Below are 25,899 nucleotides of genomic sequence, written 5' to 3' on the forward strand. Positions count from 1 at the left end.
TCGATCATCGGCGACGCCGGGCCGATTGAGACGGCGACCGAAGCGTGCGAGAGGGCGGCCATGAGCGCCCCCGTCGTCATCCTGGTCGAGCCGCAACTCGCCGAGAACATCGGCATGACCGCCCGCGCCATGGCGAATTTCGGCCTGTCCGAGCTGCGCCTCGTCGCGCCGAAGAACGGCTGGCCGAAAAAGGGCGTGCGTGAGGCGGCCTCCGGCGCAACCCACGTGCTCGACGGGGCCAAGGTCTACGACACCCTGCCGGAAGCCGTCAGCGACCTGCACCACGTCCTCGCCACCACCGCCCGGGAACGCGGGCAGATGAAGCGGGTCTTCGCCCCCGAGGAGGCGATGACGGCGGTCGCCGAGCGGATCGGGCGCGGCGAGCGGGTCGGGCTGATGTTCGGGCGCGAGCGGGTGGGCCTCACCAACGACGAGGTGTCGCTGGCCGACGCCATCGTTACCTTCCCGGTGACGGACGCGTTTCCCTCGCTCAATCTCGCCCAGGCCGTGCTGCTGATGGGCTACGAGTGGCGCCGCGCCGCCGGTCTCGCCACGCTACGCTTCTCCGGCGAGATGCTCTCGCCGCCGGCCACCCGCGAGGCGCTGCTCTCGTTGTTCGCGAGCCTGGAGGAGACCCTGGCGGGCGCCGGCTTCTACCCGCCGGAGAAGCAGGAGATCATCGCCCGCAACATGCGCGACATGCTCCATCGCATGGCGATGACCGAGCAGGATGTGCGCACCTTCCGCGGCGCGCTGCGGGCGCTCAACCGCGCCAAGCCGAAGGACGACGAGGCTTAAGGCCTTACCGCCGCACCAGACCGAAGCGCGTCAGGCAGACATGTTTGGCGAGCGAGGCGGGGGCGATTGGCGTGGCCGGCGTCGTCCCGTAGGGCTCGCCGGTCGCCGCGTCCTCGGGCGCCCGGAAGTCGCCTTGAACGTAGCGCGTCTCGCAATCGTCGAACTTGTTGCAGACCGCGAGCTTGGTGCAGATCGTCCGGCCCGCCCGTTCGTAGATGTAATAGGTCGCCCCGGAATAGGGAGGCCGGGGAAAGGACTCGGTTCGCACCGTCGTGACGTCCTGCGCGCTCGCCGCCGCCGATAACAGCGCCGGGAGCAGCCCCCATCCCACCGCCGCGCGCATCATCCGCTCCTCAGGCGCCGAACCGTCAGCCGATTCGGATTACGATCTTGCCGACATGCGAGGCCTCGGCCAAGGCCGCCAGGGCGGCGGGTGCCTCCTCGAAGCCGAAGACGCGATCGATCACCGGCTTGATGCCGTGCAGGGCAATCGAGCGGTTCATGTCCTCGAACATCTCCCGCGGACCGACGGCAACGCCGCGCACGATGCAGCTCGCGCCGAGGATCGCCAGCGGATCGATCGCCTCGCCCTGAGCGAGTAGGCCGATCAGGCCGACATGTCCGCCGGGCCGGGTCGAGGCGATGGAGCGCGGCAGGGTCCCGGTGCCGCCAACCTCGACCACGTGATCGACGCCCGTGCCGCCGGTCAGCCGGCGCACCTCATGCTCCCAATCCGGATGGGTGCGATAGTTGATCGTCTCGTTCGCACCGAGCACGCGCGCCTTCTCCAGCTTGGCATCGCTCGACGAGGTGGCGATCACGCGCGCACCGGCCGCGTGCGCGAGCTGGATCGCGAAGACCGAGACGCCCCCGGTGCCGAGCGTCAGCACCGTCTCGCCGGCCCGCAGCGGCTTGAGCCCGTAGAGCGCGTTCCAGGCGGTGACCGCCGCGCAGGGCAGCGTCGCGCCCTCCTCGAAGCTCAGATGGTCGGGCAGCACGACGAGCCCGTCCTCGTCGAACACCTGGTATTCGGTGAGGACGCCGTCGATGGCGCCGCCGAGCGCGGTCTGCCACGTATCGGCCACCTGAGCGCCGCCGAGCCAGCTCTGCGAGAAGATGCCGGCGACCCGTTCACCCCCCTGGAAGCGGCGCACGCCCTCGCCGAGGGCCACGATCTCGCCCGCCCCGTCCGAGACCGGGATCAGCCGATCGAGGTTGATCGCGAAGGGATAGCGGCCCTGACAAATCAGCAGGTCGCGGTAGTTGAGGGAGGCCGCGCGCATCCGCACCAGAACCTGTCCGCGGCCCGGCTCGGGCGTCGGACGATCGACGCTCTTCCAACTGTCGAGGCCTGCGGCGGCGGACATTTCGTAGGCACGCATGGCGTTCTCCCGTAGGTCCCGGTTCCCGGATCGACGGTTGCCCATATGGGAAGAGGCCGCCCGAAGGCGACCTCTTCTCCTCATCCCGTCGACGGCTTTAGGCTTGCCCGCGCGGGGCTACTCCTTGTCGCCGCGATGGACGCCCTGGTCACGGTTTTCCTTCAGGCGACCGTCATCCGAATGTTGAACCGCGCCCCTATGCGGAGTTCCAGAGTTTTTCGATCCATCTTGATCAGCATTGCGGGAGTTGTTTCCCTTCGTATGCTGGTTCGGCTGAGTCATGAGGTTGTCCTTTGACTTATCCGACGATCGATCGTGACCGCTGATCTGACAACCATGGACCTGGCGATGCGTTCCTGGACTTTGCGATCACCTCATTTTTGATCGGAATGCGACACTACGTCATCTTGAGAGGGCGTGGCAACCCGAGTTGTGCGGACCTCTCCAGCATCGGCTCGTCAGGCAGCGCGCACCGTCGCGAGGAAGCGGCTCACTTCCGCCGACAGGCACTCGGACTGGCGCGACAGCTCGGACGCCGCACCGAGCACTTGGTTGGCCGCTGCGCCTGTTTCCTCGGACGCACGGGCGACGCCGGCGATGTTGGTGGTCACCTCGCCCGTGCCGGTCGCGGCCTGGGCGACGTTGCGCACGATCTCCTGCGTCGCCGCGCCCTGCTGCTCGACCGCGGCCGCGATGCCGGACGCCACGTTGTTGATCTCGCGGATGCGGCCGGAGATGCCGTCGATGGCCGAGACGGCGTGATCCGTGGCCCCCTGGATCGTGCCGATCTGCTGCGCGATCTCGCTGGTGGCGCGGGCGGTCTGGTTGGCGAGCTCCTTGACCTCGGCCGCGACCACGGCGAAGCCGCGCCCGGCCTCGCCGGCGCGGGCCGCCTCGATCGTGGCGTTGAGCGCCAGCAGATTGGTCTGGCCGGCAATCGTCGAGATCATCGACACCACGTCGCCGATCTTCGCCGCCGCACTCGACAGGTTCTGAACCAGCCCGGCGGTCTGGTTGGCCTCGCCGACCGCCATCTGGGCGAGTTCGGACGAGCTGGCCACCTGCCGGCCGATCTCGTGGACGGAGGTGCCGAGCTCCTCGGCGGCCGCCGCGACGGTCTCGACGTTCGCCGCCGCCTCCTCGGCCGCGGACGCGACGGTGACGGATTGCGAGGCCGTCTCGGTGGCGGTTCCCGACATGCTCTGAGCCGTGGCCTGCAGTTGCGTCGCTGCCGAGGTCACGGTGCCGATGATCCCGCCGATGGCCGCCTCGAAGCTGTCGGCCATCGCCCGCATGGCGGCCTTCCGCTGTTCCTCGGCCGATGCGCGCGCGAGCGCCGTCTCGGCCTCCAGAGCGCGGGTGCGGATCAGGTTGTCCTTGAACACCTGGACTGCGCCCGCCATCGCGCCGATCTCGTCCCGACGCTGCCGGTAGGGCACCGGGGTCTCGACGTCGCCGGCCGCGAGCGCTCCCATCATGCCGGTCATGCCGGTGATCGGCCGGGAGATCCGCAGGAAGCCGAATACCATGGCGCCGAATGCGAGGACGACCGTCAGTGCGACCGACACGACGGCCGTGACCGAAGCATCGTCGGCCGCGCCGACGGCGGCATCGGCATCCCTGCGGGCTCCCCGCTGGTTCAGTGCGACCGCCTGCACGAGCAATACGCTGGAATCGGAGAAGAGCTTGAAGACACCGGGACCGGCGAGTTCTGCGAGAGCCTCCTGATGCCGCCCCTCATTGATGGACCTGATCAGGCTTTCGCTCGCCTGCTCGTAGCGGCTCCAGATCGCCGTGAACTGATCGTAGAGGGCACGCTCCTCGGACGATGAGATGAGGGATTCGTACCGGCGCCGTGCATCCCTCATCTCAGCGACGCCCCTGTCGTAGAGTTCGCGGTTGCCGGCCAACGACTCCGGGTCGCTGGAGGCCGTGATCAACCGATACTGCCGCAGACGGATCCGGTTTGCGGCGGCATTCATCTCGTTGACCGTGACGACTGAGGGAAGCCAGTTCACCGCAACTTCGTTGACGCGATTTCGGATCGAAGACAGGTCGCGTAGCGAAATCGCGCCTTGGATCGCCGTGATGAGGGCAACGCCGCCGAATAGGGCGACCAGAGTGGCCTTGAGCGTGAGTCGCATCGAGCGGAGAGGCGCGTAAAGTGCCGGGGCATCCGCCGCGCACGGATCGACCGGGTCTGGTGACACAAGTGTGTTAGCGCACGCGTATTAACAAATGCACTAAATCGGGCTCGACGGCTTGATGATGCCGCCGGTGCATCGAACGGATTCAAGATCCCTTCGAGACGGTACAACCCCGAACCGGAAACGGCATCGCGACGCCGCTCAATCGCGCGTAGGAGCGAGTGGGAAGTCTGTCAGCCGAAGCGCGGCGGCTGACGCGACCACGCTATAGGGATGAATCTCACCTCGCAGGGTTTCCCGCGCAGGGAGACGGTCGTCCGATCGCGTCATTGGGGGGCTGGCTCGGGGTGGCTGCCTCGCACCGCACGCGACCAACAGGGTCGTCCCGTGCCGCTACGGCTTGATCTCGATCGGCGTGCCGACATCGACGCGGGCGTAGATCGCGCGCATCTCGGCATTGGTGACGCCGACGCAGCCCTGGGTCCAGTCCATCCATCGATGCAGGCCGCCGAGCCAGGAGAAGCCGTTCATCAGCCCATGGATCATGATGTCGCCGCCGGGCGCGTATCCGCCGGCCCGCGCCGCCGCCTCGTCGGCCGGCGAGGGGTAGGAGACCTTGAGGGAAAGGTGGGCGACGCTGCGCGGGTTGCGGAAGGCGATGGTGTAGACGCCCTCGGGGGTGCGCCCGTCGCCTTCGCGGGTCTTGTGCCCTTCCGGCGCGAAGCCGAGGGACACGGGGTAGGTCGCGAGCACCCGGCCCTGGCGCAGCAGCGTCAGCCGGCGCGCGGCCTTCTCCACCAGCACGCGGTCGGCGCGCTCCGGCTCGGCCGCGAGCGGCGGTTCGGTGCGGCCGAGCTGGAGGTAGTCCGCGAGGACGAGGGCAACCGCGCCAAGGACGGCGAGGCCGGCGATCACCGCTGCGATGCGCCCCCGCCTTGCCACGGCGGCCTCAGCCGATCTTGGCCAGGGCCTGCTCGATATCGGCGATCAGATCCTCCGGATCCTCCAGGCCGATCGACAGGCGCACGGTCTCGGGGCCGACGCAGGCCGCGGCACGCTCCTCGGGGCGAAGCTGGCGATGGGTGGTGGTCGCCGGGTGGATCGCCAGCGACTTGATCTCGCCGATGTTCACGAGGTGCGAGATCAGCTCCAGACCGGCGATGAACTGGAGCGCGGCCGGCTCGCCGCCCTTGAGCGCGAAGGTGAAGATCGAGCCCGGTCCCTGCGGCACGTAGCGGTTGGCGAGCGCCTCGCCCTTCTGCCCCGGCAGGGCCGGGTAGCTCACCCACGCGACCGCCGGATGGTCCTTGAGGTAGGCGGCGACCGCCTTGGCGTTGGCGCAGTGGCGCTCCATCCGCAGCGGCAGGGTCTCGATGCCGGTGAGCGTGAGGAAGGCGTTCATCGGCGAGAGGCCGGGGCCGAGGTCGCGCAGGCCGAACAGGCGGCAGGCGACCGCGAAGCTGATCTCGGGGAAGCGCTCGCTGACGATCAGGCCGTCATAGTCCGGCCAGGGATCGTTGATGAGGTTGTAGCGCGAGCCCTGCGCCTTCCAGTCGAAGGTGCCGGCATCGCAGATCATGCCGCCGATCACCTGACCCGAGCCGCCGAGAAACTTCGAGGTCGAGTGGACGACGATGTCGGCGCCGTGCTCGATCGGGCGGATCAGGGCCGGCGAGGCCAGGGTGTTGTCGATCACGAGCGGCAGGCCGTGCCGCTTGGCGACCGCACTGATGCCCTCGAGGTCCATCACGGTGGCACAAGGGTTGACGATCGACTCGCAGATGATCGCCTTGGTCTGCGGCGTGATCGCCGCCTCGAACGCCTCCGGCGTCAGGTCGGCGGCGAATTGCGGCGTGAGATCGTAGCGCCCCTCGAGCCGGCGCATCAGGCCGAGCGAACCGCCGAACAGGCGCGGCGAGGCGACGTAGGCATCACCGGTCTGCATCAGTGTCATCATCACGAGCAGCACCGCCGACTGCCCGGAGGAGACCGCCACCGCCGCCTTGGCGCCTTCCAGCGCGGCGATCCGGCGCTCCAGCGCGGCGACCGTCGGGTTCGAGCCGCGCGAGTACGAGAAGCCGGTCCGGCGCATCGCGAAGATGTCGGCCGCCTGCTCGGTGGAGTCGAAGACGAAGCCGTTGGTGAAGTAGATCGGCTGCGCCCGCGCGCCGGTGGCGGGATCGGGCGCGGCGCCCGCATGGACCGCCTGGGTGGCGAGGCGGAGGGTCTTTGGCTCGGCGGTCATGGCGGGACCTGAACTGATCGGTCTGTCGGCGCACAGGAGCGGCGCACATCTCTGACGTGCCTTCTGCCGCGAAACGGTCCGCGGCGAAACCCGCGATCGGTCCCGGCGCGGATCGGCCATGCACGAAACGTCTGGGCGCGGCCCTCAGGCGGCGCGCTTGAGGCAGGCCTTGAGGGTCCGCACCAGCATGGTCGGTGCGTAGGGCTTCGGGATGAAGCGGGCCCCTTCCGGCATGTCGCCGGGACCGGGCGTCCCCATGCCGGAGACGATCAGCACCGGGATGTCCGGCCAGCGATGGGCGACGACGCGGGCCAGGGCGAAGCCGTCCATCGAGCCCATCGGCATATCGACGTCGGTCATCAGGACCTCGACGTCGGGCCGGTCCTGAAGCACGTCGAGGGCCTTGTCGGCGTGGTGCGCTTCGAGGACGTTGAACCCGGCCTCCGCCAGCGTGTCGGAGGCCTCCATCAGGAGCAGGCCGTCATCTTCGACGAGGAGGACGACGGGCAACTCTGGCGGGTTCTCTGTCATAAGGCTGCAAACGATCTCAGGCCGACACTGGTTGCGGGCCTAATTCGCACCTGCAGCGAGGTCAAGGAAGAGACGACCCGCAATTGTGCAGGGCGGGAAAATCAATCTTGACCTTACGCGTACGCTCGGGCGGCCGCCGGGCGGTCCGGCAGATGCGCCAGCGCCTCCGGACGCGGGCCGCCGGTCGCCCAGTCGAGCAGTTCGACGGTGTGCAGGATCGGGATGTCGGTGCCTTTCCCAATCTGGGTGGCGCAACCGATATTGCCGGTGGCGATCAGGTCCGGCTTCACGCGCTCGATATTGGCGACCTTGCGGTCGCGCAGGCGCGCGGCGATCTCTGGCTGGAGGATGTTGTAGGTGCCGGCCGAGCCGCAGCAGATATGCCCTTCCGGCACGTCCTTCACGGTGAAGCCCGCCTTCTTGAGGAGGTTCTTCGGCTCGGTCCGGATCGCCTGCCCGTGCTGCATCGAGCAGGCGGAATGGTAGGCGACGACGAGGTCGGTATCCTCGACCGGCGGCAGCAGCCCGATCTCGGCCATGTACTCGGTGACGTCCTTGGCGATCGCCGACACGCGCGCCGCCTTCTCGGCATAGGCCGGGTCGTCGCGGAACATGAAGCCGTAATCCTTGATCGTCGTGCCGCAGCCCGACGCCGTGACGACGATGGCGTCGAGGCCGGGCCCGTCCATCTCGGCGATCCAGGCGTCGATGGTGCGCTTGGCGTGGCCGTGGGCGGAGTCCTCGCGGCCCATATGGTGGGTCAGCGCGCCGCAGCAGCCCTCGCCCTTGGGCAGGACCACCTCGACGCCGTGGCGGTTGAGCAGGCGGATCGCCGCCTCGTTGAAGTCCGGCCGCAGCACGCTCTGGGCGCAGCCGCGCAGCAGCGCGACCCGGCCGCGACGGGGCGCCGGCGCCTTGTCCTCGCCGGTCTGGAAAAGCGTGCTGATCTCCTGCGCCGAGGTATCGGCGGGGAAGGTGCCGGGCCGGTCGGTGCGGTTGCGGTTCGGCAGCTGCGCGGGAGCAAGGTCGAGCATCGCCGCGAGCCGGTTGCCGACCCGCGGCAGCCGGGCGACGAGAGGCCGGAACGGCGCTCCGACCTTGGCCGCGAGCAGCGCCAGCCGGAAGCGGTTCGGGTAGGGCAGGACCAGGGCCAGCAGAGCCCGCAGGGCACGGTCGGAGAACGGGCGCCTGTAGGTCTTCTCGATATGGGTGCGGGCGTGATCGACGAGGTGCATGTAATGCACCCCCGACGGGCAGGTCGTCATGCAGGAGAGGCAGGAGAGACAGCGGTCGACGTGCTTGACCACCTCGCGGCTGGCCGGCTTGCCGCCCTCCAGCATGTCCTTGATCAGATAGATGCGCCCGCGCGGTGAATCGAGCTCATCGCCGAGCAGAAGATAGGTCGGGCAAGTCGCGGTGCAGAACCCGCAATGGACACAGGTTCGCAGGATCTTCTCCGAGGCCGCCATGGCGGGGTCGGCGAGCTGCTCGGGAGCGAAATTGGTCTGCACGACGCGCCTCGATGCGGTTTCTTGCTTCTCTTCACGTCTCTTAGAACCGTTCGCGACGGCGAGGCAATCGGAACGGTTCCAAGCTGTTGCTGTGTCGCATGTCCCGGGACGGCGGCCCCGATGACGTGACGCCAGCGACGCTTCAGCGCTCGCGCGACACCGTCAGCAGGCGGGCGATGAGCCAGATCGGCACCACCACCGCCGCACCGGCGAGGATCCAGCGGCCGAAATCGTGGAAGGTGTCGAGCCCGAGGTCGATCAGCGAGCGCGTCAGATCGTAGATCTGCCAGAACAGCAGGCCCGGCGTCAGGCCGAACATCGCCATCACGGCGCCGACGAGCACGGACAGGAACAGCAGCTTCACGAACACAGCCGCCGGCGAGCCGCCGAGAAAGCGGTTGAGCCCGGAGCGGCGGCGCGGCTGGCCGTAACGCGGATCGGCCGGGTAGGCGCCGGGCTCGAGCGGGCGCCGCCGCGTCTCGTGATCGCCGGTCATTCCGTCAGTATCCTCGCCATCTGCTCAAGACTTCGTGGCAGCCCCGCAACGGCGTTGCCTCGCCGCCACACTCATGCCAAACCGCGGGTCGATCGTTCCATTCGACGCATTCGGGGTAGCAGCCAGATGGCATCCTCGAACGTTCCGCTCAAGATGGCAGGCTGAATCCGCCCTGCCGGCTCCGATGCTTCCACCCCGCGCGACTTGACGAAGGCCATGATCGACCACGCTCTGTTCGACCCGGCGACCATCGATGCCGAGACGAAGGCGCTCAACGCCGAGATCGTGGCCGCTCACGCCGCGCAGGCCGATCCGTGGTCGCTGCCGATCGAGGAGGTGCGAGCGCGGCGGCGCGCGGGAACGCAGGCCTCCCCCGCCATGCCGCGCAGCCCGCGCGCCGAAATCCTGACCATCGAGGGGCCGGGCGGCCCGCTCGACCTCCGCGTCATCCGCCCGCAAGGCAAGGCGCGCGGTGCCTACCTCCACATCCATCGCGGCGGCTGGGTCTGGGGCGCGGCCGACGAGCAGGATCCCTGGCTCGAGCGCATCGCCGACACCTGCGGCTTCGTCTGCCTCTCGGTGGAGTACCGGCTGGCGCCGGAGCACCCCTATCCGGCGGCCCTGGAGGATTGCGAGGCGGCGGCCCTCTGGCTCGCCGGCCCCGGCAAGGCGGAGCTCGGCATCCACGCGCTGACCATCGGCGGCGAATCCGTCGGCGCGCATCTCGCGGTGATGACGCTCCTGCGTCTGCGCGATCGGCACGGCCTGCCCCGCGCCTTCCGCGGCGCCAACCTCAATGCCGGCTTCTACGATCTCGGCCTGACCCCAAGCGTGCGGCTGTGGGGCGACGAGCGCCTCGTCATCAACACCACCGACCTCAAGCGCTTCGCCGACGGATACGTGCGCGAGGGCATCGACCGGCGCCGGCCCGACGTGTCGCCGCTCTACGCCGACCTGAAGGGCCTGCCGCCGGCGCTGTTTACGGTCGGCACCGCCGACCCGCTCTTGGACGACACGCTCTACATGTCGGCCCGCTGGGCCGCGGCCAACAATGGCGGCCACACAGCGGTCTATGCCGGCGGCTGCCACATCTTCGTGCGCTATCCCGGCGCGCTGACCGAGCGGGCCCTGGAGCTGATCGACCGCTTCCTGATGGCGCTGGCCTGACGCCGACGTTCCCGCTGCCGGCTCCGGCGGACGATCCGGCGCCCCGTGACGCGCGTCCCGGGGGCCGGAGGCGTGCCCCGCCCCTCCGATCGTGCCGGTCTTCGGACCACGGGGCCGGCTGCCTCGCGTGGCCTCTAAGTCAACGCTAACGGCGATTGACCTTTGAAATTCCGATGGGATACAACTTAACCGACCATCGGAGCGAAAGCGATGTTCGGATCTGAAGTGCTCGAAGTCGGGATCGGCATGGCGCTTCTGTTCCTCTTCATGAGCCTGATCGCGACAGCGCTGCGAGAGCTGATCGAAAATTTCGCCAAAAGCCGATCGCACGATCTCGAGCGAGGCATATCCGAGCTTCTACAGGAACGTAAATTCGCAGGGGCCTTGGAAAATTTCTATACGCACCCCATGATCGCCTCGCTCTACGATGGAGATTATAAAGCGGGGTCGCGAAAGCTTCCGTCCTACATTCCACGACAGAGCTTTTCCCTCGCCGTTCTCGACATCGCGGCGAAAGCGACCGAGATTGATTCGCCCCTCTCGCTCGATTCGCTCAAAAAAGGTCTTGCGGGGGTTTCCGAGCCGAATCCGGTGCAGCGGGTCGTCCTGACCGCGCTCTCAAGCGGGGCGAACGACCTCGACAAGGTCAGGAAGACGATCGAGGAATGGTACGACGGTACGATGGATCGGGTCTCCGGCTGGTACACCCGGCGCACGGCCCGCATCCTCGGTGCCCTGGGCCTCGCGACCGCCGTCTTTTTCAACGTCGATGCGATCACCGTTGCCCAGAGCTTGATCCGCGACAAGTCCTTGCGCGAGGCTGTCGTAGCCCAGGCGGAAAAGACCGGAAAATCCGGACTAAATGGCGGTGACGGCCAGCAGGACAAAAGCCTGACATTCGCCGAACTCAAGTCTCGGCTCGTCGAGATCGGCTTTCCCATCGGCTGGGTTTTGCAGGAGGACGGACTGTATCCCGGTCCGCAGAGTTGCGTCGTGGCAGGGATCGATGCGTCCACACAGCAGCCCAGGCAAACTTGCGCGATCGGCTGGTCTTTGATCACCGCCATCTGTGGCTGGCTCATCACAGCACTCGCCATCATGCTCGGGGCGCCGTTCTGGTTCGACGTCATGAACCGGTTCATGGTCGTGCGCTCGACCGTGAAGCCGAAGGAGAAAAGCCCGGACGAGGCGTCGGTCGATCGTCAGTACGATGAGCGAAAGGCCGGCGCCGCCGGCCAAGCGTGACCGCAAAGCTGGTCGGCGGCCCGATCGAAGGCATGGAAACAAGGAATCCTCTCACATCGAGATAAGGAAGGCGCGGCATGTCGATCAATCGGAAGTTCTTCTTCGAGGAAGTGAAGCTGCGCCTCTTCGACGGTTCGATGAGGCCGTCGCAGGTCTCATCGCTCAACGGTATTCTCGACGCTTGGGAATCCCGAACGGCCAGATCTGACGACCGCTGGCTCGCTTACATGCTCGGGACGACTCATCACGAGACCGGACGCACGATGCAGCCCGTACGGGAAACCTTCGCCTCGACCGACGACAAGGCCATCGCGATCCTGTCGAAGGCTTGGAAGGCCGGCAAGCTTCCATGGGTCGAGAGAGATTACTGGTCACGCGATGCGGACGGGAAGTCTTGGCTCGGTCGCGGCTTCGTTCAATTGACACACAAGACCAATTACCAAAAAATGTCGAATCTGACGGGCGAAGACTTGGTCAGTCATCCTGAAAACGCGATGAAGATCCCCGTCGCGACCAAGATCCTCATCGAGGGCATGATCGCCGGCTCGTTCACCGGTAAAAAGCTGGGTGATTATTTCAACCAGACCAAGGAAGACTGGGTCAACGCGCGAAGGATCATTAACGGCGTCGAAAGAGCCGAGTTGGTCGCCAGCTACGCCCGAAAATACTACGCGGCGATCAGCTACACGCTGTGATCACCGAACCGGACCGCGCTCGGGAGCGATCGAGCGGCGCGGCCGGTCACCACTCATGCGGGGAGCGACGGATCGACCGCTTCCGTCAGCGGCCGAAATCGGGCCATAAGCGGCGGCGATGAACAAAAGCGGCACTCTGCCGACGTGCCGTGCCGGAACGCCGTGACCGCCTCGTCCCTCCCTCCACGTTTCTCCGCATGGTTCGCCTCGCGCGGCTGGTCGCCCCGCCCGCATCAGCTCGAACTGCTCGCGACCGTGCGGGCCGGGCGCTCCGCGTTGCTCGTCGCGCCGACCGGCGCGGGCAAGACGCTGGCCGGCTTCCTGCCGAGCCTGGTCGAGCTGAGCGAGCGGACGACGAAGGAGAAAGGGCTCCACACCCTCTACATCTCGCCGCTCAAGGCGCTCGCCGTCGACATCGCCCGCAACCTCGATGCGCCGATCGCCGGCATGGATCTCGCCGTCACGGTCGAGACCCGGACCGGCGACACCCCGGCGCACAAGCGCGCCCGGCAGATCCAACGCCCGCCCGACATCCTGCTCACGACTCCCGAACAGCTCTCGCTGCTGCTCGCCCACCGCGAGGCGGAGGGGTTCTTCGCCGGGCTGCGCACCGTCGTGCTCGACGAATTGCACGCCCTCGTCACATCGAAGCGCGGCGATCTTCTCTCCCTCGCGCTCGCCCGGGTGCGGCGGCTGGCACCGGAGGCCCGCACCATCGGCCTCTCGGCCACGGTGCGCCAGCCGGACGAGCTGAGGAAGTATCTGGTCTCGCAAAACCCGTCCGCCTCCGCCAAGAGCGGAGGGATTTCGGCACCGCCCATGGCCGACCTCGTCGTGGTGAAGGGCGGCGCCAAGCCCGACCTGCACATGCTGGATATCGGCCGCACGCTGCCGCTCTCCGGCCACACCGCCCGGCACGCCATGCCGGCGATCTACGACCTGATCCGCGGGCACCGCATGGTGCTCGTCTTCGTCAATACGCGCCTGCAGGCCGAATATACCTTCCAGGAGCTGTGGCGGCTCAACGAGGACACGCTGCCGATCGCCCTGCATCACGGCTCGCTCGACGCCTCGCAGCGCCGCCGGGTCGAGGCGGCGATGGCGGCGGGACAGCTACGCGCCATCGTCTGCACCGCCACGCTCGATCTCGGCATCGATTGGGGCGACGTCGATCTCGTGATCAATGTCGGCGCGCCAAAGGGCGCGAGCCGGATCATGCAGCGGATCGGCCGGGCCAACCACCGCATGGACGAGCCCTCGAAAGCCTATCTCGTGCCCGGAAACCGCTTCGAGATGCTGGAATGCCGCGCCGCCCTCGACGCGGTGGAGGAAGCGGCGCAGGACACCCCCGACGCCCGCCTCGGCGCCCCCGACGTGCTCGCCCAGCACGTGCTCGGCATGGCCTGCGCCGACGCCTTCGACCCCCTCGGACTCTACGAGGAGATCATCTCGGCCGCGCCCTATGCGAGCCTGTCCTGGGAGGATTTCGAGGCGGTGGTCGATTACGTCGCCACCGGCGGCTACGCCCTGCGCGCCTACGAGCGCTTCGCCAAGATTCTTCGCGGGGCCGACGGGCGATGGAGGGTGCGCGACGCGCGGGTGGCGCAGCAATACCGCATGAACATCGGCACCATCATCGAGGCGACCCACATCAAGGTGCGGCTGACCCGGATGCTGCGCTCGAAACCGGGGACGGCGATCCCGCGCGGCGGGCGGGTGCTCGGCGAGATCGAGGAGGACTTTGCTGAGACGCTCACCGTCGGCGACACCTTCCTCTTCGCGGGCGAGGTGCTGCGCTTCGAGGGCCTGTCGGAAGACGAGTGCCTCGTGACCCGGGCCGGTCCCGGCACCGACCCGGCGATCCCCTCCTATGCCGGCGCGAAATTCCCGCTCTCGACCTTCCTCGCCGCGCGGGTGCGAGCGATCATCGCCGACCCGTTCGAATGGGACCGGCTGCCGCGCCAGCTCTCCGACTACCTCGCGCAGCAGCGCCGGCACTCGGCCCTGCCGGGGGAGCGCGACCTCCTGGTCGAGACCTTCGCACGCGCGGGGCGCCACTATCTCACGGCGTTTCCGTTCGAGGGGCGGCTCGCCCACCAGACTCTCGGGATGCTGCTGACCCGGCGCCTGGAGCGGGCCCGGCTGCGCCCGCTCGGATTTGCCGCCAACGATTACGGCATCGCCATCTGGTGCACGAAGGACGTGAGCGAGCGCGCCGCGCTCTCGCCCGGCTTCATGGAGGCCCTGTTCGACGAGGACATGCTCGGCGACGACCTCGAGGCGTGGCTCGACGAATCCGCGATGATGAAGCGTACTTTCCGGCAATGCGCGGTGATCGCCGGGCTGATCGAGCGCCGCTTTCCGGGCCAGAAGAAGACCGGGCGGCAGGTCACGATCTCGACCGACCTGATCTACGACGTGCTGCGCCGCCACCAGCCCGACCACCTGCTCCTGCGCGCCGCGCGGCAGGATGCGGCAACCGGACTCCTCGACGTGACCCGCCTCGGCATGATGCTGAGGCGCATCCGGGGGCGAATCACCCACAGGGCGCTCGACCGGGTCTCGCCGCTCTCCGTGTCCGTCATGCTCGAAATCGGGCGTGAGCGGGTCTACGGGGAGGGGGCCGACGAGATCCTGGCCGAGGCCGAAGCCGAGCTGCTGCAGGAGGCGCTCGGCTGACGCGGCGTGCCGCCTCCTCCGCATCGTTGAGGATGAAACCTTGGCACTCGGCCAGAGACTCGAGAAGACCGTGAAGGGCACCGACCTTGCGCTTGCCGGAGAGGCCCTCAGCCTCGACCGCACCGGCGCCCTGTGGCTGCCCGAACACCGCACCCTGGTGGTATCGGACCTGCACCTGGAAAAGGGCTCCTCCTTCGCCGCCCGTTCGGGCCAGTTCCTGCCGCCCTACGACACCCGCGAGACCCTGGCCTGCCTGCACGAGGTGATCCAGCGGCTCGACCCGGCCTGCGTTGTGGCGCTGGGCGATTCCTTCCACGATGCCCGCGGGCCCGAGCGGATGGAGCCCGGCGACCGGGCGATGATCGCCGCGCTTCAGGAGGGCCGGGACTGGGTCTGGATCGCCGGCAACCACGACGCGGCGGTGAGCGACGGTGTCGGCGGGCGCTACTGCGAGACGGTTTGCCTCGGCGGCCTGACGCTGCGGCACGAGCCGCTGGTGGGTGCGGGGGCGGGCGAGATCGCCGGTCATCTCCACCCCTGCGGCAAGGTGACGATGCGCGGCCGCTCCGTGCGCCGCCGCTGCTTCGTCGCCGACGGGCACCGCCTCGTGATGCCGGCCTTCGGCGCCTATACCGGCGGCCTCAACGTGCGCGACGCCGCCTTCGAGCCGCTCTTCCCCAAGGGGTTCACGGCCTACCTGCTCGGCGACGGGCGCGTCTTCGCCATCGGCCGGACCATGCTCGGGCGGGACTGAAGCCGCCTCACGCCGCGACCAGCAGCGCCGCCCCGGCGACCACCGACAGCGCCAGCCGCAGCCGGCCCATCCAGTTCGGCACCATGCCGCGGCGGGCGAGATCCTGATCGACCAGCCCCCACAGCAGCACCAGGGCGCCGAGGATGCGCAGGTCCCACGGGGCCGGGGCGGCGAGCGCTGCCCAAGCCAGCAGCGAGGGCACGATGGCGAGACCGTAATCGCGCCAGCCGGCGCCCCGCGCCGCCGCCACGCCCCAGCGGATCCCGCCGAGGAACGAGGCGATCACCGCCCCGTAGGCGGAAAGGATGACGCGCGGCGACAGGCCGATCGTGCCGAGTCCGACATCCGTGCCGCTCACCGACAGGGCGGCGAAGCCCACGAATGGAATCAGCCCCGCGATGCCGAGAAGGACCGCGCTCGCGGGAACCGTGTTCAGCCGCCCCATGCCGTCTCCTCGGCTGCTTGCTCTGGCTCCGATCCGCGCCGGATCGAGGCTGGCTCGTCGAGACACCCGCGGCCGGCGACCCGTGATCGGGCGGCCTTAATCCGGGCTTCAACGAGGAATTCCAAACGCGCAGATCCGCTCCCATCCCGCAACCGGGACCATTTGTTGCAGCGCGTGGTCCGCTTCTCGCACCGCGGACGGCAATGGGTGCTGGAAAGCGTCGGCGCGGGCATGGCCCCGCCGTGCCCGAACCGCGTACTGTGCCGCGATGCCGCTGCACCCGACCGACCTGAGCATAGCCCTGCGCCGGCTGCGCGGCTCCTCCGGGGATGCCTGGACGATCTGGCGCAGGCGGATCCTGTTCCTGGCCGGCGGTGTCTGTGTCGGCTTGGCGGCGGTGCTGATGGCGAAGGCGGCCGACGCGGCGCAGGCGGCGTTCCGCCAGACCCTCCACCTCTCGCCGGCCCTGGCGCTGCTCCTCTGCCCGGCCGGCTTCGCCCTGGCGGCGTGGCTGGCCCGGACGGTGTTCCCGAACTCGCAGGGCTCCGGCATCCCGCAGGTGATCGCCGCCCGCGCCCTCGACGATCCGCAGGCCCGCCATGCCCTGATCTCGCTCAGGGTCGCGGCGGGCAAGATCGTCGTGATGTGTCTCGGCCTCCTGTGCGGCGCCTCCATCGGCCGCGAGGGCCCGACGGTGCAGGTCGGCGCAGCGATCATGGCGACCCTCGGCCGGCTGAGCCCGGAGCGGATGCGCGGCCTGCTCCTCGCGGGTGGCGCGGCCGGTGTCGCGGCCGCCTTCAACACGCCGCTCGCCGGCATCGTGTTCGGCATCGAGGAGCTCGGCCGGGCCTATGACCGGCGCGGCAGCGCCCTCATCGTCGCCGCCATCGTTGCCGCGGGCCTGACCTCGCTGGCGATCCTCGGCGACTACACGTATTTCGGCACTTCCGACGCGCAGCTCTCCCTGACCGCCGGATGGCTCGCGGTGCCCGTGCTCGGCGTGGCCGGCGGACTCGCCGGCGGGCTGTTCAGCCGCGTCGTGATCGGGTTCGCCCGCGGCCTTCCGGGCCGGACCGGCGCCTGGATCGGGCGCCGTCCCATTCTGTTCGCGACGCTCTGCGGCCTCGGCGTTGCCCTGTGCGGACTGGCCTCCGGCGGAGCCGTCTACGGCACCGGCTATGAGGAGGCCCGCGGGATCCTCCACGGCGAGAGCGATCCGCGCTGGGCGTTCGCGCCGCTGAAGTTCCTGGCGACCGTGCTGTCCTCGATCAGCGGCATCCCCGGCGGCCTGTTCGCCCCCTCGCTCGCCGTCGGCGCCGGGCTCGGCGCCCACGCGAGCCTCGTCCTCACGGACGTCCCCGTGGGCGCGCTCGTGCTGATCGGCATGACCGCCTACCTGACCGGCGTGCTGCAGGCACCGATCACCTCCTTCGTGATCGTCACGGAGATGACCCAGAACCACGCGATGATGATTCCGCTGATGCTCGCGGCGCTGATCGCCGACGCGATGTCGAAGGCGGTCTGCCGGGGCGGGCTCTACCACACGCTGGCGGAGTTGCTGGTGCAGCGGGCAGCCAGGGAACGAGGCATCTAAAGAGCGAACCGCGGCGGAACGCCGCCGGCCCGTTGGAAGTTACTGCTCCGCTTTCGTATCGGAGTGGACTGCCATGACGCTTCTCAAGTGGGCCGCCATCGCCTTCGTCATCTCGCTCGTCGCGGGCGCTCTCGGCTTCACCGGCATCGCGTCCGGCGCGAGTTCGATCGCCCGCATCCTGTTCGGCCTGTTCCTCGTGCTCGCCATCGTCATCGTGGTGATCGCGCTGGCGATCGGTCAGGCGGTGTTCTGACCCCCCGGCTCAGACCGTGCGCCTCGACGGCCGCACCGCCCTCGTCACCGGCGCCTCCTCCGGGATCGGCGCCGAGACGGCCCTCGGACTCGCCCGTCTCGGGGCAAGGGTCGGCCTCGTCGGGCGCGACCGCGAGCGCACCGAACGCGCCGCCGCGCATCTGCGCCGGGAAACCGGCGGCGCGGCGGACGTCTTCCTCGCCGATTTGTCGAGCCAGTCCGAGATCCGCCGCCTCGCGGGCGAGGTGAGGGCGCGCTATCCCGCCCTCGACATCCTCGTGAACAATGCCGGCGCGATCTACTCCGAGCGCCACGTCACCGCCGACGGGATCGAGCGGACCTGGGCGCTCGACCATCTCGCCTACGTGCTGCTGACCCACGAGCTGCGCGCGTCGCTCGAAGCCGCGCCGCGCGCCCGCATCGTCAATCTCGCCTCCGCCGCCCATACCCGCGGGCGGATCGACTTCGACGATCTCGGCGGGGAGCACCGCTATTCCGCGATGAAGGCCTATGCCCAGGCCAAGCTCGGCAACGTGCTGTTCACCTACGCGCTGGCCCGCCGGCTGGCCGGCAGCCCCGTCACCGTCAACGCGGTGCATCCGGGCGTGGTGGCCAGCGATTTCGCCAAGAACACCCACGGCGTTCTCGGCTTCGCCTGGGGCCTGATCCGCCCGTTCCTGATCTCGACCGAGGCGGGTGCCAGGACCTCGCTCCACGTCGCCACCGCGCCCGAACTCGACGGCGTGAACGGGCGCTACTTCGCCAAGAGCCGCGAGACGGCCTCGTCCGCACGCAGCCGGGACGAGGCGCTGCAGGAGCGGGTGTGGGCGCTCAGCCGGCGGCAGGTCGGGATCGAGGCGTCGAGCTCCGCAGCGTGACGGCGCAAGCCCGTCCGGTTCGCCATCTCAGAAATGACTGAACGAGGTGCGGGCGAAATCCATGGCCCGGCCCTCCGTGTCGAGGAAGAGCGGCGCTCCATCACCCGCCGCGACGGTGCCGATGGCCGCGGCCGGAACGCCCGCCATCCGCGCCTCGGCCAGAAAGGCGGACAGATCGTCCGGCGGCACGGCGCAGAGGATTTCGTAGTCGTCGCCGCCGGTGAGCGCGGTGGCGAGCCGGCTCGGATCACCGGCGATGGCCGCCTCGGCGGCGGGCGAGAGCGGCACCGACGGCACATCGATCCGCGCGGTCAGCCCCGTTCCGGCAAGCATCTTTCGCAGGTCGCCCGCGAGCCCGTCGGACACGTCCATCGCCGCGCGGGCGTGGCGGCGCAGTGCCGGGACGAGGGCGAGACGCGGGCGCGGGTGAAGGTAGCGGTCGAGCAGGGCGTCGCGGTGGGACGCGTCCAGCGCGGGATCGGGCGCGAGCCGCAGGGCGAGGCCGAGCGCCGCATCGCCGATGGGGCCGCTGACGCAGAGCCGGTCGCCGGCCCGCGCCGCCTGCCGGCGCAGCATCGCGCCCGCCGGCACCTCGCCGAAGGCGGTGACGCCGATCAGAGCCGGTCCACCGGACCGCACGGTGTCGCCGCCCAGCAGCGGACAGCCATGGGCACGGCTCGCCTCACCGAGACCCGCGGCGAAGGCCGCGAGCCACGCCTCCGTCCAATCGTCCGGCAGCGCAAGGGTCAGCAGGAAGCCGCGCGGGCTGGCCCCCTTGGCAGCCAAGTCCGAGAGATTCACGCCGAGCGCCTTCACGGCGATCGAGCCGGGCGGGTCGTCGGGGAAGTAATGAACGCCGGCCACGACGGCGTCGGCCGTGACCACGAGGTCGTGCCCCGGCGTCGGCGTCAGACTGGCGGCGTCGTCGCGCAGGCCCTCGGCACCGGGGCCGCTGAGCGGCGCGAAGTAGCGCGCGATCAACGCCTCCTCGCCGGCCCGCTCCATTCCGGTCAGCCCTTCTTCGCCGTCGTCGGGCCGGGGGCGGCGGGGATGCCGAATTCGGTGGAGCGCACCTCGCGGCCGACCCGGTCCAGCACGGCATTGACCATGCCCGGCTCGTCGCCGCCGTAGAAGCTGTGGGCGACATCGACATATTGCGAGATCGCGGCCCGGGCCGGCACGTCGCGGCGGAACATCAGCTCGTAGGCGCCGGCGCGTAGGATCGCGCGCAGCACGACTTCGAGCCGGCGCAGCGGCCAGCCCTTGGCGAGCGCCGCGTCGAGCTTCGGGTCGATCGCGCGCTGCTCCTCCACGGCGCCGCGCAGCACGTCGCGGAAGAACGCGGTCTCGGCCGGGGGATGGACGACGCCGTCGATCTCCTGGCCGATCCAGAAGGCCTCGAACTCGGCGAGCGCGTCGATCACGCCCTTGTCCGAGATCTCCATCTCGTAGAGCGCCTGCACCACGGCGAGGCGGGCGCCGGTACGGGTGTTCGGTTTCGACGAGGCCGGCGTCTGGGCCGGCGGCGCGGCGGGTTCGGTCATCGGGCGGGTTCCAGATTGGCGGCGCGCTTGATGGCGAGGAGGCTCAGCGCCGCCTCCGCCGCACCGCCGCCCTTGTTCATGTCGGAGACCCGGGCACGGGCGAGCGCCTGCTCCATGGTCTCCACGGTGAGGATGCCGTTGCCGAGCGGCAGGTGCTCGGACACGGAGAGGTCCATCAGCGCGCGGGCGCTCTCGCCCGCGACGATGTCGTAGTGCCCCGTCTCGCCGCGGATGACGCAGCCGAGCGCCACCGCCGCGTCGTAGGGGCCGCCGGCCTTGCGGCCCGCCTCCATCAGGATCGCGATGGCGGCCGGAATTTCGAGGGCACCCGGGACCGTAAAGACCCGCGCCTCGGCGCCGACCGCCTCGATGGCCGCCCGGGCCCCTGCCAGCAGCTCGTCGGCGACGTCGTCGTAGTAGCGCGCCTCAACCACCAGCACACGGGTGCCGGCCAAGCTCTCAAGAATGCTTTTGGGCGCGTCCGCGTCCCGGCGTTGGGAGACCATGCGTGTGACGTTCCGGGCTGCGTTCGCGAAAGTTCGGGGCGGGCCGGAGGGTTAGCCCAAGTGCCGCGCGCTCCACAAGCGCCGCGGGACGCAGGCCGCGCGCGCCCGCGGCGCAGTACCGCCGCGCGCCACACCGGTCCCGGCCCGGAGATCCCTCGCATTTTGATTGAACCGGAGAGGTTTGGCCCATCACATCGAGGAGAAGCGCCGCCGTCACAACCTGCGATGAGCGCGGTTAACCCGTCCGAAGTCGTTACCGGCGATAGATTCCCCGACGCGAGTTGTGGGCCCTCGAATGGCGGTCCCGCACGGGAGACGGGGGTTATCCGGCATGGCGGCCCAGCGGGTGCGAAGGTCCGAGACGGCACCGATCCCGATCGCGGCGGCAGCCGCGTCTCCCCTGGCGCCGCCGCTGGTGATCGATCTCGACGGCACGCTGCTGCGCACGGATCTGCTCCTCGAAGGGATCATCGCGCTGCTGCGGCGCAATCCGCTGATGCTGCTGGCGATGCTGCTGTGGCTGCCGCGGGGCCGGGCCTTCTTCAAGCGCCGCATCGCGGAGGGCGCCGGACTCGACATCGCGGCCCTGCCGGCCAACGAGGCGCTGCTTGCCCATATCGAGGCGCGGAAGGCCGCGGGTCAGGAGATCGTGCTCGCCACCGCCGCCGACGAGCTGATGGCACTGCGGGCGCTGCGGCGCTTTCCCGTCTTCGATCGGGTGGTGGCGAGCGACGGGGTTCGGAACCTGAAGGGGGAGGCCAAGGCGGCCCAGCTCCGGGCGCTCTACCCGCAGGGCTTCGACTACGCGGGCGATGCCGCCGCCGACCTGCCGGTCTGGGCCGCCGCGCGCCGGGTGATCGTGGTGGGGGCGTCCCCCGGCGTGCTGCGGGCGGCCCGGCGGCTCGGCAAACCGGTCGAGGAGTTTCCCGCGGCCTCGCGCGCCCGTGCGCTGCTCAGGGCCCTGCGCCCGCACCAGTGGGCCAAGAATGCCCTGGTCTTCCTGCCGCTCGTGCTCGGCGGCCGGGCCGGGGAGGCGCAGGCCTGGGCAAGCGCCTTCCTGGCCTTCCTCGCGCTCGGGCTCGTCGCCTCGGCGAGCTACCTGTTGAACGACCTGCTCGATCTCTCCCACGATCGGGCCCACTGGTCGAAGCGCGTGCGTCCCCTGGCGAGCGGCCGGCTTCCGATCGCCACCGGCCTGGTGGCGCTCGTCGTCGGCTTCATCGGCGGGCTCGCGGTCGCGGCCTGTGCAGGGACGGCGGTGCTCACCGGCGTGCTCGCCTATCTCGCTCTGACGCTGACCTATTCCGCGTGGCTCAAGCGGGTGCCGATGCTCGACGCGTTGACGCTCGGGAGCCTGTTCACCCTGCGCATCGCCGTCGGCGTCGCGGCGGTCGCGGTGGCGTGGTCGCCCTGGCTTCTCACCTTCTCGATGTTCCTGTTCACCTCGCTGTGCTTCGCCAAGCGCCACACGGAACTGCGCGGCGCCGTGCGGCGCGGCCAGGCCGGCACCATCGCCGGGCGCGGTTACCAGCCGGCCGACGAGGCGGTGGTGCTCGCCTTCGGCGTCGCCGCCGGCCTCTCCAGCGTCGTCATCTTCATTCTCTATCTGGCCAATGAGGCGTTCCACCACGCCGCGCTCGCCGCGCCGCTGACCCTGTGGAGCTTCCCGCTGATCCTCGTCCTGTTCCTGGGCCGGGTCTGGCTGCTGGCGGGGCGGGATGCGCTCCACGACGATCCGGTCGCCTTCGCGATCAAAGACCGCCCGAGCCTCGCGCTCGCGGGCATGGCCGGGATCGCCTTCGCCGCGGCCGCCTTCGGCCTGCCGCCGGGCCTCGTCCCGTGATCGGCAGCGAGGTCGTCCGCTTCCTCATCGCCGGCGGCTCGGCGACGGCGATCAACTGGCTCACGCGGATCCCGCTCTCCCTCGTACTGCCCTTCGAGGCGGCGCTGCTGGCCGCCTACGGCCTCAGCATGGCCGCGTCGTTCTGGCTCTATCGGGCCTTCGTCTTCCGGGCGGCGTCGCGGGGATCGCTGCGGGGGCAGGTCTGGCTGTTCCTAGCGGTGAACGCCGTCGGCGCGTCCGTCGTGCTCGTGGTGAGCACGGTGGCACTCGCGGGCCTGACCGTCCTGCTGCCGAATCTGAAGCTGCCGGTCGCCCAGGCGCTCGCCCACGGCCTCGGCATCGCGGTGGGCGCCGTGGCGAACTATCTCGGCCACCGGCTCCTCACCTTCGCCGCGGGCGCCCGGCCCGCGTCCCAGAGCCTGTAGTCAGAGCCTGTAGACCGAGAGCAGCGTCACCACGGCGAGGTTCGACACCACGGTTCGAGAGCTACCGGCCGGCCCAGTTCCAGACGCTGCTCGACGAGCACAACGCCGACTTCAAGGATCAGGGCGTCGAGGTCATCGGCACGGAGACCGACAAGCAGGTCGATTTCCCAACCGACCTGCTCAAGGTCACCGAGTATCCGGCGACCTACGAGGGTAAACCGACGGTGCTGCGTTACCTCTCGGTCGTGCCGAAGACCGAGGGCGATCGCTATCTGCTGGTGAGCTACTGGGCCTCGCCCGCGGGCGACAAGGCGCATGACGGCGAGGTCCAGACGATCCTCAACAGCCTCGCCGCCGCCTATGCCGGCCCGTGAGCGGGATGACCCTCAGGTTTTCGCCTGGAGCAAGCCGCGCGTCTCGGCGAGCCGCGCGGCATAGCGAGCCAGGAGATCGACTTCGAGATTGATCCGGTCCCCTGCGCGGCGCTCCTCCCAGGTCGTGACCGAGAGGCTGTGCGGGATCAGCAGCACCGAGAAGTCGGCACCCGAGACCGCGTTTACGGTGAGCGAGGTGCCGTCGAGGCAGATCGAGCCCTTCTCGGCGATGAAGCCGGCGAGCGCCGTCGGCGCCCGCAGGGTGAAGCGCTCGCTCGCGCCCCACGGATTGTCCCCGGCCGTGACGGTCTCGCGGGCGAGGATCTCGGCGATGCCGTCGACATGGCCGGTGACGAGGTGGCCGCCGAGTTCGTCGCCGAGCTTGAGCGAGCGTTCGAGGTTGACCCGCGTACCCTCGCGCCAGGCTCCGACCGTGGTGCGGGCCAGGGTCTCGGCGGCGGCATCGACCGCGAAGCGGCAGCCCGTCCCGTGCGGCTCCACGGCGACGGCGGTGAGGCAGGGGCCGGAGCAGGCGATCGAGGCGCCCAGCGCGATGCCGGCGGGATCGTAGGCACTCTCGATGACGATCCGGCGTAGGCGCTCCGAGCCCTCCACCGAGACGACTCGGCCGACATCGCTGACGAGCCCGGTGAACATGTCAGATCCTCTCGTAGGTGACCGCCGTGTCGGGGCCGAAGTCGCGGCTCTCGACCGCGTTCAGGGAGCCGTCGGCGAGGCGGCGGGCGAGGTTGGGCCCGAGGGCAGGCAGGCCGCCGGCCTCGCCCAGCGTGACGGGGCCTGTGATGAGCGTGCAGGCATCGATGAGATCGTGCGCGGCGAGCGCGTCGGCAAGCGCCGGACCGCCCTCGCTGCAGATCCGCGTCAGGCCGCGTTCGGCCAGGGCCCTCAGGGCGGCGGACAGATCGATGCGGCCCTGCGCGTCGGTGGGAACGAAGGCGAGTTCGACGCCGAAGGAAGCGAGCATCCGCCTTGCATGGGCCGGAGCGCCCCGACCGGTCAGCACCAGTGTCGGCAGATCGCGGGCCCCGCGCACGAGATGGCTCGCGGGATTGAGGCGAAGCGTCGAGTCGAGAACGATCCGCAGCGGCGAGCGCTCGGCGAGCCCCGGCAGCCGCACGGTCAGCGACGGGTCGTCGGCCCGGGCCGTGCCGATGCCGACCATGATCGCGTCGGCATGCGCCCGCCATAGATGCACCGCCCCGTCGGCGATGGCACCGGTGATCTTCAGCCGCTCGCCGGTCGAGGGGGCTGCGAAGCCGTCGCGGGTGCGGGCGAGCTTGAGGTGGAGGCTCGGGCGCCCCTTCGTGACCCGGCTGAAATGGCCGCGATGGTCGCGGGCAGCCTCCTCGCGCAGCAATCCGGTCTCGACCGTGATCCCGGCCGCACGCAACCCCGCATGGCCGCGCCCGGCAACCCGCGGATCGGGGTCCTCGATCGCGGTGACGACGCGGGCGATCCCGGCGGCGATCGTCGCGTCGGTGCAGGGCGGCGTACGGCCGTGATGCGAGCAGGGCTCCAGGGTGACGTAGAGCGTGGCGCCGCGGGCGGCCTCGCCGGCCATGGCGAGCGCCAGGGGCTCCGCGTGCGGACGCCCACCGACGGCCGTCACCGCCTGCCCGACGATGCGGCCCTGGGCGACCACGACCGCGCCGACGCTCGGATTGGGCCAGGTTCGGCCGAGATTGCGCCGACCCAGGGCCAGGGCGAGACGCATGGCGCGCCGATCGAGGGCTGCCTGCTGGGACGCGTCCACGGCTCGCCCCGTCACATCGACTTCCGAGCGGGCCGGCGGCGGCGCGGGACGGCCTCCTCGTCCGGCTGCGCGGGCGCGGCCTGCTCGTCATCGGGAAGCGGAACGTCGCCCTCCAGCCGGCCGCCGAGGGTGCCGAGCAGATCCTGGAAGTCCTGCGCTTCGCGGAAATTCTTGTAGACCGAGGCGAAGCGGACATAGGCGACGTCGTCGAGGCCCTTCAGGCCCTCCATCACCGCCTCGCCGATGGCCTCGCTGGTGACCTCGCCCTCTCCGCCGCTCTCCAGGCGCCGGGTGATGCCGCTGACGAGGCGCTCCACCCGCTCGGGATCGACCGTGCGCTTGCGCAGGGCGACATCGATCGAGCGCTGGAGCTTGTCGCGGTCGAACGGCACGCGCTTGCCCGAGCGCTTGAGCACGACGAGTTCGCGCAGCTGCACCCGCTCGAAGGTCGTGAAGCGTCCGCCGCAATCCGGGCAGACGCGGCGGCGGCGGATCGCCGAGGAATCCTCGCTCGGCCGCGAATCCTTCACCTGCGTGTCGGGACCTCCGCAGAACGGACACCGCATCGCGCGCTCACCACCTCGTCCCGGACGCTCTCAAAAGCTGCCTCTCTC

General features: G+C 69.7%; 27 protein-coding genes. 12 read left to right on the top strand and 15 right to left on the bottom strand.

Annotated features, from left to right (window positions below; all coding sequences use genetic code 11):
* The first annotated feature begins 60 nt into the window (after window positions 1-60).
* Window positions 61-798, top strand: coding sequence for an RNA methyltransferase (locus MPPM_RS17125; protein WP_096487892.1), 738 nt, complete (start codon window positions 61-63; stop codon window positions 796-798).
* Between the two features lie 4 nt (window positions 799-802).
* Here MPPM_RS17125 and MPPM_RS17130 read toward each other — a convergent pair whose 3' ends face one another.
* The 8 genes from MPPM_RS17130 to MPPM_RS17165 all read right to left on the bottom strand — a co-directional run bounded on the left by MPPM_RS17130 (window position 803) and on the right by MPPM_RS17165 (window position 9,110).
* Window positions 803-1,141, bottom strand: a complete 339-nt coding sequence (locus MPPM_RS17130; RefSeq protein WP_096487893.1) for a hypothetical protein — start codon at window positions 1,139-1,141, stop codon at window positions 803-805.
* Window positions 1,142-1,166: 25 nt separating this feature from the next.
* The gene (locus tag MPPM_RS17135) at window positions 1,167-2,180 is read right to left on the bottom strand and encodes a zinc-dependent alcohol dehydrogenase family protein (RefSeq protein ID WP_096486092.1); all 1,014 of its coding nucleotides are present in this window, start codon (window positions 2,178-2,180) and stop codon (window positions 1,167-1,169) included.
* Between the two features lie 458 nt (window positions 2,181-2,638).
* Window positions 2,639-4,324, bottom strand: coding sequence for a methyl-accepting chemotaxis protein (locus MPPM_RS17140; protein ID WP_096486093.1), 1,686 nt, complete (start codon window positions 4,322-4,324; stop codon window positions 2,639-2,641).
* Window positions 4,325-4,720: 396 nt separating this feature from the next.
* Window positions 4,721-5,269: a L,D-transpeptidase family protein gene (locus MPPM_RS17145; RefSeq protein WP_096486094.1), complete on the bottom strand. Its 549-nt coding sequence runs from the start codon at window positions 5,267-5,269 to the stop codon at window positions 4,721-4,723.
* 7 nt (window positions 5,270-5,276) lie between these two features.
* Window positions 5,277-6,572 (bottom strand): O-acetylhomoserine aminocarboxypropyltransferase/cysteine synthase family protein, encoded by a 1,296-nt coding sequence (locus tag MPPM_RS17150; RefSeq protein WP_017486395.1) that lies wholly within the window; start codon window positions 6,570-6,572, stop codon window positions 5,277-5,279.
* Window positions 6,573-6,716: 144 nt separating this feature from the next.
* Entirely contained in the window at window positions 6,717-7,103 is a 387-nt protein-coding gene (locus MPPM_RS17155) for a response regulator (protein ID WP_026105809.1), read from the bottom strand.
* A gap of 113 nt (window positions 7,104-7,216) precedes the next feature.
* Window positions 7,217-8,614: a heterodisulfide reductase-related iron-sulfur binding cluster gene (locus tag MPPM_RS17160; RefSeq protein ID WP_096486095.1), complete on the bottom strand. Its 1,398-nt coding sequence runs from the start codon at window positions 8,612-8,614 to the stop codon at window positions 7,217-7,219.
* Window positions 8,615-8,756: 142 nt separating this feature from the next.
* Window positions 8,757-9,110 (bottom strand): DUF6460 domain-containing protein, encoded by a 354-nt coding sequence (locus MPPM_RS17165; protein ID WP_096486096.1) that lies wholly within the window; start codon window positions 9,108-9,110, stop codon window positions 8,757-8,759.
* 216 nt (window positions 9,111-9,326) lie between these two features.
* On the opposite strand from MPPM_RS17165, the gene MPPM_RS17170 reads away from it, so the two are divergent.
* The 5 genes from MPPM_RS17170 to pdeM all read left to right on the top strand — a co-directional run bounded on the left by MPPM_RS17170 (window position 9,327) and on the right by pdeM (window position 15,650).
* Complete coding sequence (locus tag MPPM_RS17170; protein ID WP_096487894.1) at window positions 9,327-10,277, top strand: alpha/beta hydrolase; 951 nt, start codon at window positions 9,327-9,329, stop codon at window positions 10,275-10,277.
* Between the two features lie 210 nt (window positions 10,278-10,487).
* Entirely contained in the window at window positions 10,488-11,522 is a 1,035-nt protein-coding gene (locus MPPM_RS17175) for a hypothetical protein (RefSeq protein WP_096486097.1), read from the top strand.
* A gap of 77 nt (window positions 11,523-11,599) precedes the next feature.
* Window positions 11,600-12,217: a hypothetical protein gene (locus MPPM_RS17180; protein WP_096486098.1), complete on the top strand. Its 618-nt coding sequence runs from the start codon at window positions 11,600-11,602 to the stop codon at window positions 12,215-12,217.
* 162 nt (window positions 12,218-12,379) lie between these two features.
* The gene (locus MPPM_RS17185; protein WP_096486099.1) at window positions 12,380-14,896 is read left to right on the top strand and encodes a ligase-associated DNA damage response DEXH box helicase; all 2,517 of its coding nucleotides are present in this window, start codon (window positions 12,380-12,382) and stop codon (window positions 14,894-14,896) included.
* 40 nt (window positions 14,897-14,936) lie between these two features.
* Window positions 14,937-15,650, top strand: a complete 714-nt coding sequence (gene pdeM, locus MPPM_RS17190; RefSeq protein ID WP_096486100.1) for a ligase-associated DNA damage response endonuclease PdeM — start codon at window positions 14,937-14,939, stop codon at window positions 15,648-15,650.
* A 7-nt stretch (window positions 15,651-15,657) separates the two neighbouring features.
* Here the strand turns inward: pdeM and MPPM_RS17195 are convergent, their stop codons facing one another.
* Window positions 15,658-16,095: a DUF3429 domain-containing protein gene (locus MPPM_RS17195; RefSeq protein ID WP_096486101.1), complete on the bottom strand. Its 438-nt coding sequence runs from the start codon at window positions 16,093-16,095 to the stop codon at window positions 15,658-15,660.
* A 268-nt stretch (window positions 16,096-16,363) separates the two neighbouring features.
* Between MPPM_RS17195 and MPPM_RS17200 the strand changes: the two genes are divergently transcribed.
* The 3 genes from MPPM_RS17200 to MPPM_RS17210 all read left to right on the top strand — a co-directional run bounded on the left by MPPM_RS17200 (window position 16,364) and on the right by MPPM_RS17210 (window position 18,819).
* Window positions 16,364-17,689 carry a chloride channel protein gene (locus tag MPPM_RS17200; RefSeq protein WP_096486102.1) on the top strand — a complete coding sequence of 442 codons (1,326 nt, stop codon included), beginning with the start codon at window positions 16,364-16,366 and terminating at the stop codon, window positions 17,687-17,689.
* A 73-nt stretch (window positions 17,690-17,762) separates the two neighbouring features.
* A complete protein-coding gene (locus MPPM_RS17205) occupies window positions 17,763-17,942 on the top strand; it encodes a DUF1328 domain-containing protein (protein WP_017486406.1) in 180 nt (59 codons plus the stop codon).
* A 16-nt stretch (window positions 17,943-17,958) separates the two neighbouring features.
* Complete coding sequence (locus MPPM_RS17210; protein WP_096486103.1) at window positions 17,959-18,819, top strand: SDR family oxidoreductase; 861 nt, start codon at window positions 17,959-17,961, stop codon at window positions 18,817-18,819.
* 27 nt (window positions 18,820-18,846) lie between these two features.
* Here the strand turns inward: MPPM_RS17210 and thiL are convergent, their stop codons facing one another.
* From thiL to ribH, 3 genes are read right to left on the bottom strand one after another with little or no spacing between them, the layout of a single operon-like run.
* Entirely contained in the window at window positions 18,847-19,824 is a 978-nt protein-coding gene (thiL, locus tag MPPM_RS17215; RefSeq protein WP_096486104.1) for a thiamine-phosphate kinase, read from the bottom strand.
* A 5-nt stretch (window positions 19,825-19,829) separates the two neighbouring features.
* Window positions 19,830-20,363 (bottom strand): transcription antitermination factor NusB, encoded by a 534-nt coding sequence (nusB, locus tag MPPM_RS17220; RefSeq protein ID WP_096486105.1) that lies wholly within the window; start codon window positions 20,361-20,363, stop codon window positions 19,830-19,832.
* On the bottom strand, window positions 20,360-20,869 hold the full coding sequence (ribH, locus tag MPPM_RS17225; protein WP_096486106.1) for a 6,7-dimethyl-8-ribityllumazine synthase: 510 nt from the start codon (window positions 20,867-20,869) through the stop codon (window positions 20,360-20,362). The genes nusB and ribH overlap by 4 nt, the downstream gene beginning before the upstream one ends.
* Window positions 20,870-21,200: 331 nt before the next feature.
* Between ribH and MPPM_RS17230 the strand changes: the two genes are divergently transcribed.
* The 3 genes from MPPM_RS17230 (at window position 21,201) to MPPM_RS28965 (ending at window position 23,511) form a co-directional block, all read left to right on the top strand.
* Window positions 21,201-22,712 (top strand): UbiA family prenyltransferase, encoded by a 1,512-nt coding sequence (locus MPPM_RS17230; protein ID WP_096486107.1) that lies wholly within the window; start codon window positions 21,201-21,203, stop codon window positions 22,710-22,712.
* Window positions 22,709-23,137, top strand: a complete 429-nt coding sequence (locus MPPM_RS17235; protein ID WP_244573336.1) for a GtrA family protein — start codon at window positions 22,709-22,711, stop codon at window positions 23,135-23,137. The genes MPPM_RS17230 and MPPM_RS17235 overlap by 4 nt, the downstream gene beginning before the upstream one ends.
* 224 nt (window positions 23,138-23,361) lie before the next feature.
* Window positions 23,362-23,511, top strand: a complete 150-nt coding sequence (locus MPPM_RS28965; RefSeq protein ID WP_244573337.1) for a hypothetical protein — start codon at window positions 23,362-23,364, stop codon at window positions 23,509-23,511.
* Window positions 23,512-23,523: 12 nt separating this feature from the next.
* Here the strand turns inward: MPPM_RS28965 and MPPM_RS17245 are convergent, their stop codons facing one another.
* From MPPM_RS17245 to nrdR, 3 genes are read right to left on the bottom strand one after another with little or no spacing between them, the layout of a single operon-like run.
* The gene (locus MPPM_RS17245) at window positions 23,524-24,168 is read right to left on the bottom strand and encodes a riboflavin synthase (protein WP_096486108.1); all 645 of its coding nucleotides are present in this window, start codon (window positions 24,166-24,168) and stop codon (window positions 23,524-23,526) included.
* Window position 24,169: 1 nt separating this feature from the next.
* Window positions 24,170-25,246: a bifunctional diaminohydroxyphosphoribosylaminopyrimidine deaminase/5-amino-6-(5-phosphoribosylamino)uracil reductase RibD gene (ribD, locus tag MPPM_RS17250; RefSeq protein WP_173808007.1), complete on the bottom strand. Its 1,077-nt coding sequence runs from the start codon at window positions 25,244-25,246 to the stop codon at window positions 24,170-24,172.
* 50 nt (window positions 25,247-25,296) lie between these two features.
* Window positions 25,297-25,851 (bottom strand): transcriptional regulator NrdR, encoded by a 555-nt coding sequence (nrdR, locus tag MPPM_RS17255; protein ID WP_096486110.1) that lies wholly within the window; start codon window positions 25,849-25,851, stop codon window positions 25,297-25,299.
* Window positions 25,852-25,899: the final 48 nt, after the last annotated feature.

The organism is Methylorubrum populi (assembly GCF_002355515.1).
In the GTDB taxonomy this organism is placed as follows: domain Bacteria; phylum Pseudomonadota; class Alphaproteobacteria; order Rhizobiales; family Beijerinckiaceae; genus Methylobacterium; species Methylobacterium populi_A.

Excerpts from the sequence above, each read along its gene's own strand:
- MPPM_RS17125 (WP_096487892.1), top strand. The coding sequence starts at position 61 with ATGAGCGCCCCCGTCGTCATCCTGGTCGAGCCGCAACTCGCCGAGAAC.
- MPPM_RS17130 (WP_096487893.1), bottom strand. The coding sequence starts at position 1,141 with ATGCGCGCGGCGGTGGGATGGGGGCTGCTCCCGGCGCTGTTATCGGCG.
- MPPM_RS17135 (WP_096486092.1), bottom strand. The coding sequence starts at position 2,180 with ATGCGTGCCTACGAAATGTCCGCCGCCGCAGGCCTCGACAGTTGGAAG.
- MPPM_RS17140 (WP_096486093.1), bottom strand. The coding sequence starts at position 4,324 with ATGCGACTCACGCTCAAGGCCACTCTGGTCGCCCTATTCGGCGGCGTT.
- MPPM_RS17150 (WP_017486395.1), bottom strand. The coding sequence starts at position 6,572 with ATGACCGCCGAGCCAAAGACCCTCCGCCTCGCCACCCAGGCGGTCCAT.
- MPPM_RS17155 (WP_026105809.1), bottom strand. The coding sequence starts at position 7,103 with ATGACAGAGAACCCGCCAGAGTTGCCCGTCGTCCTCCTCGTCGAAGAT.
- MPPM_RS17165 (WP_096486096.1), bottom strand. The coding sequence starts at position 9,110 with ATGACCGGCGATCACGAGACGCGGCGGCGCCCGCTCGAGCCCGGCGCC.
- MPPM_RS17170 (WP_096487894.1), top strand. The coding sequence starts at position 9,327 with ATGATCGACCACGCTCTGTTCGACCCGGCGACCATCGATGCCGAGACG.
- MPPM_RS17175 (WP_096486097.1), top strand. The coding sequence starts at position 10,488 with ATGTTCGGATCTGAAGTGCTCGAAGTCGGGATCGGCATGGCGCTTCTG.
- MPPM_RS17180 (WP_096486098.1), top strand. The coding sequence starts at position 11,600 with ATGTCGATCAATCGGAAGTTCTTCTTCGAGGAAGTGAAGCTGCGCCTC.
- MPPM_RS17195 (WP_096486101.1), bottom strand. The coding sequence starts at position 16,095 with ATGGGGCGGCTGAACACGGTTCCCGCGAGCGCGGTCCTTCTCGGCATC.
- MPPM_RS17200 (WP_096486102.1), top strand. The coding sequence starts at position 16,364 with ATGCCGCTGCACCCGACCGACCTGAGCATAGCCCTGCGCCGGCTGCGC.
- MPPM_RS17205 (WP_017486406.1), top strand. The coding sequence starts at position 17,763 with ATGACGCTTCTCAAGTGGGCCGCCATCGCCTTCGTCATCTCGCTCGTC.
- thiL (WP_096486104.1), bottom strand. The coding sequence starts at position 19,824 with ATGGAGCGGGCCGGCGAGGAGGCGTTGATCGCGCGCTACTTCGCGCCG.
- nusB (WP_096486105.1), bottom strand. The coding sequence starts at position 20,363 with ATGACCGAACCCGCCGCGCCGCCGGCCCAGACGCCGGCCTCGTCGAAA.
- ribH (WP_096486106.1), bottom strand. The coding sequence starts at position 20,869 with ATGGTCTCCCAACGCCGGGACGCGGACGCGCCCAAAAGCATTCTTGAG.
- MPPM_RS17230 (WP_096486107.1), top strand. The coding sequence starts at position 21,201 with ATGGCGGCCCAGCGGGTGCGAAGGTCCGAGACGGCACCGATCCCGATC.
- MPPM_RS17245 (WP_096486108.1), bottom strand. The coding sequence starts at position 24,168 with ATGTTCACCGGGCTCGTCAGCGATGTCGGCCGAGTCGTCTCGGTGGAG.
- ribD (WP_173808007.1), bottom strand. The coding sequence starts at position 25,246 with ATGCGTCTCGCCCTGGCCCTGGGTCGGCGCAATCTCGGCCGAACCTGG.
- nrdR (WP_096486110.1), bottom strand. The coding sequence starts at position 25,851 with ATGCGGTGTCCGTTCTGCGGAGGTCCCGACACGCAGGTGAAGGATTCG.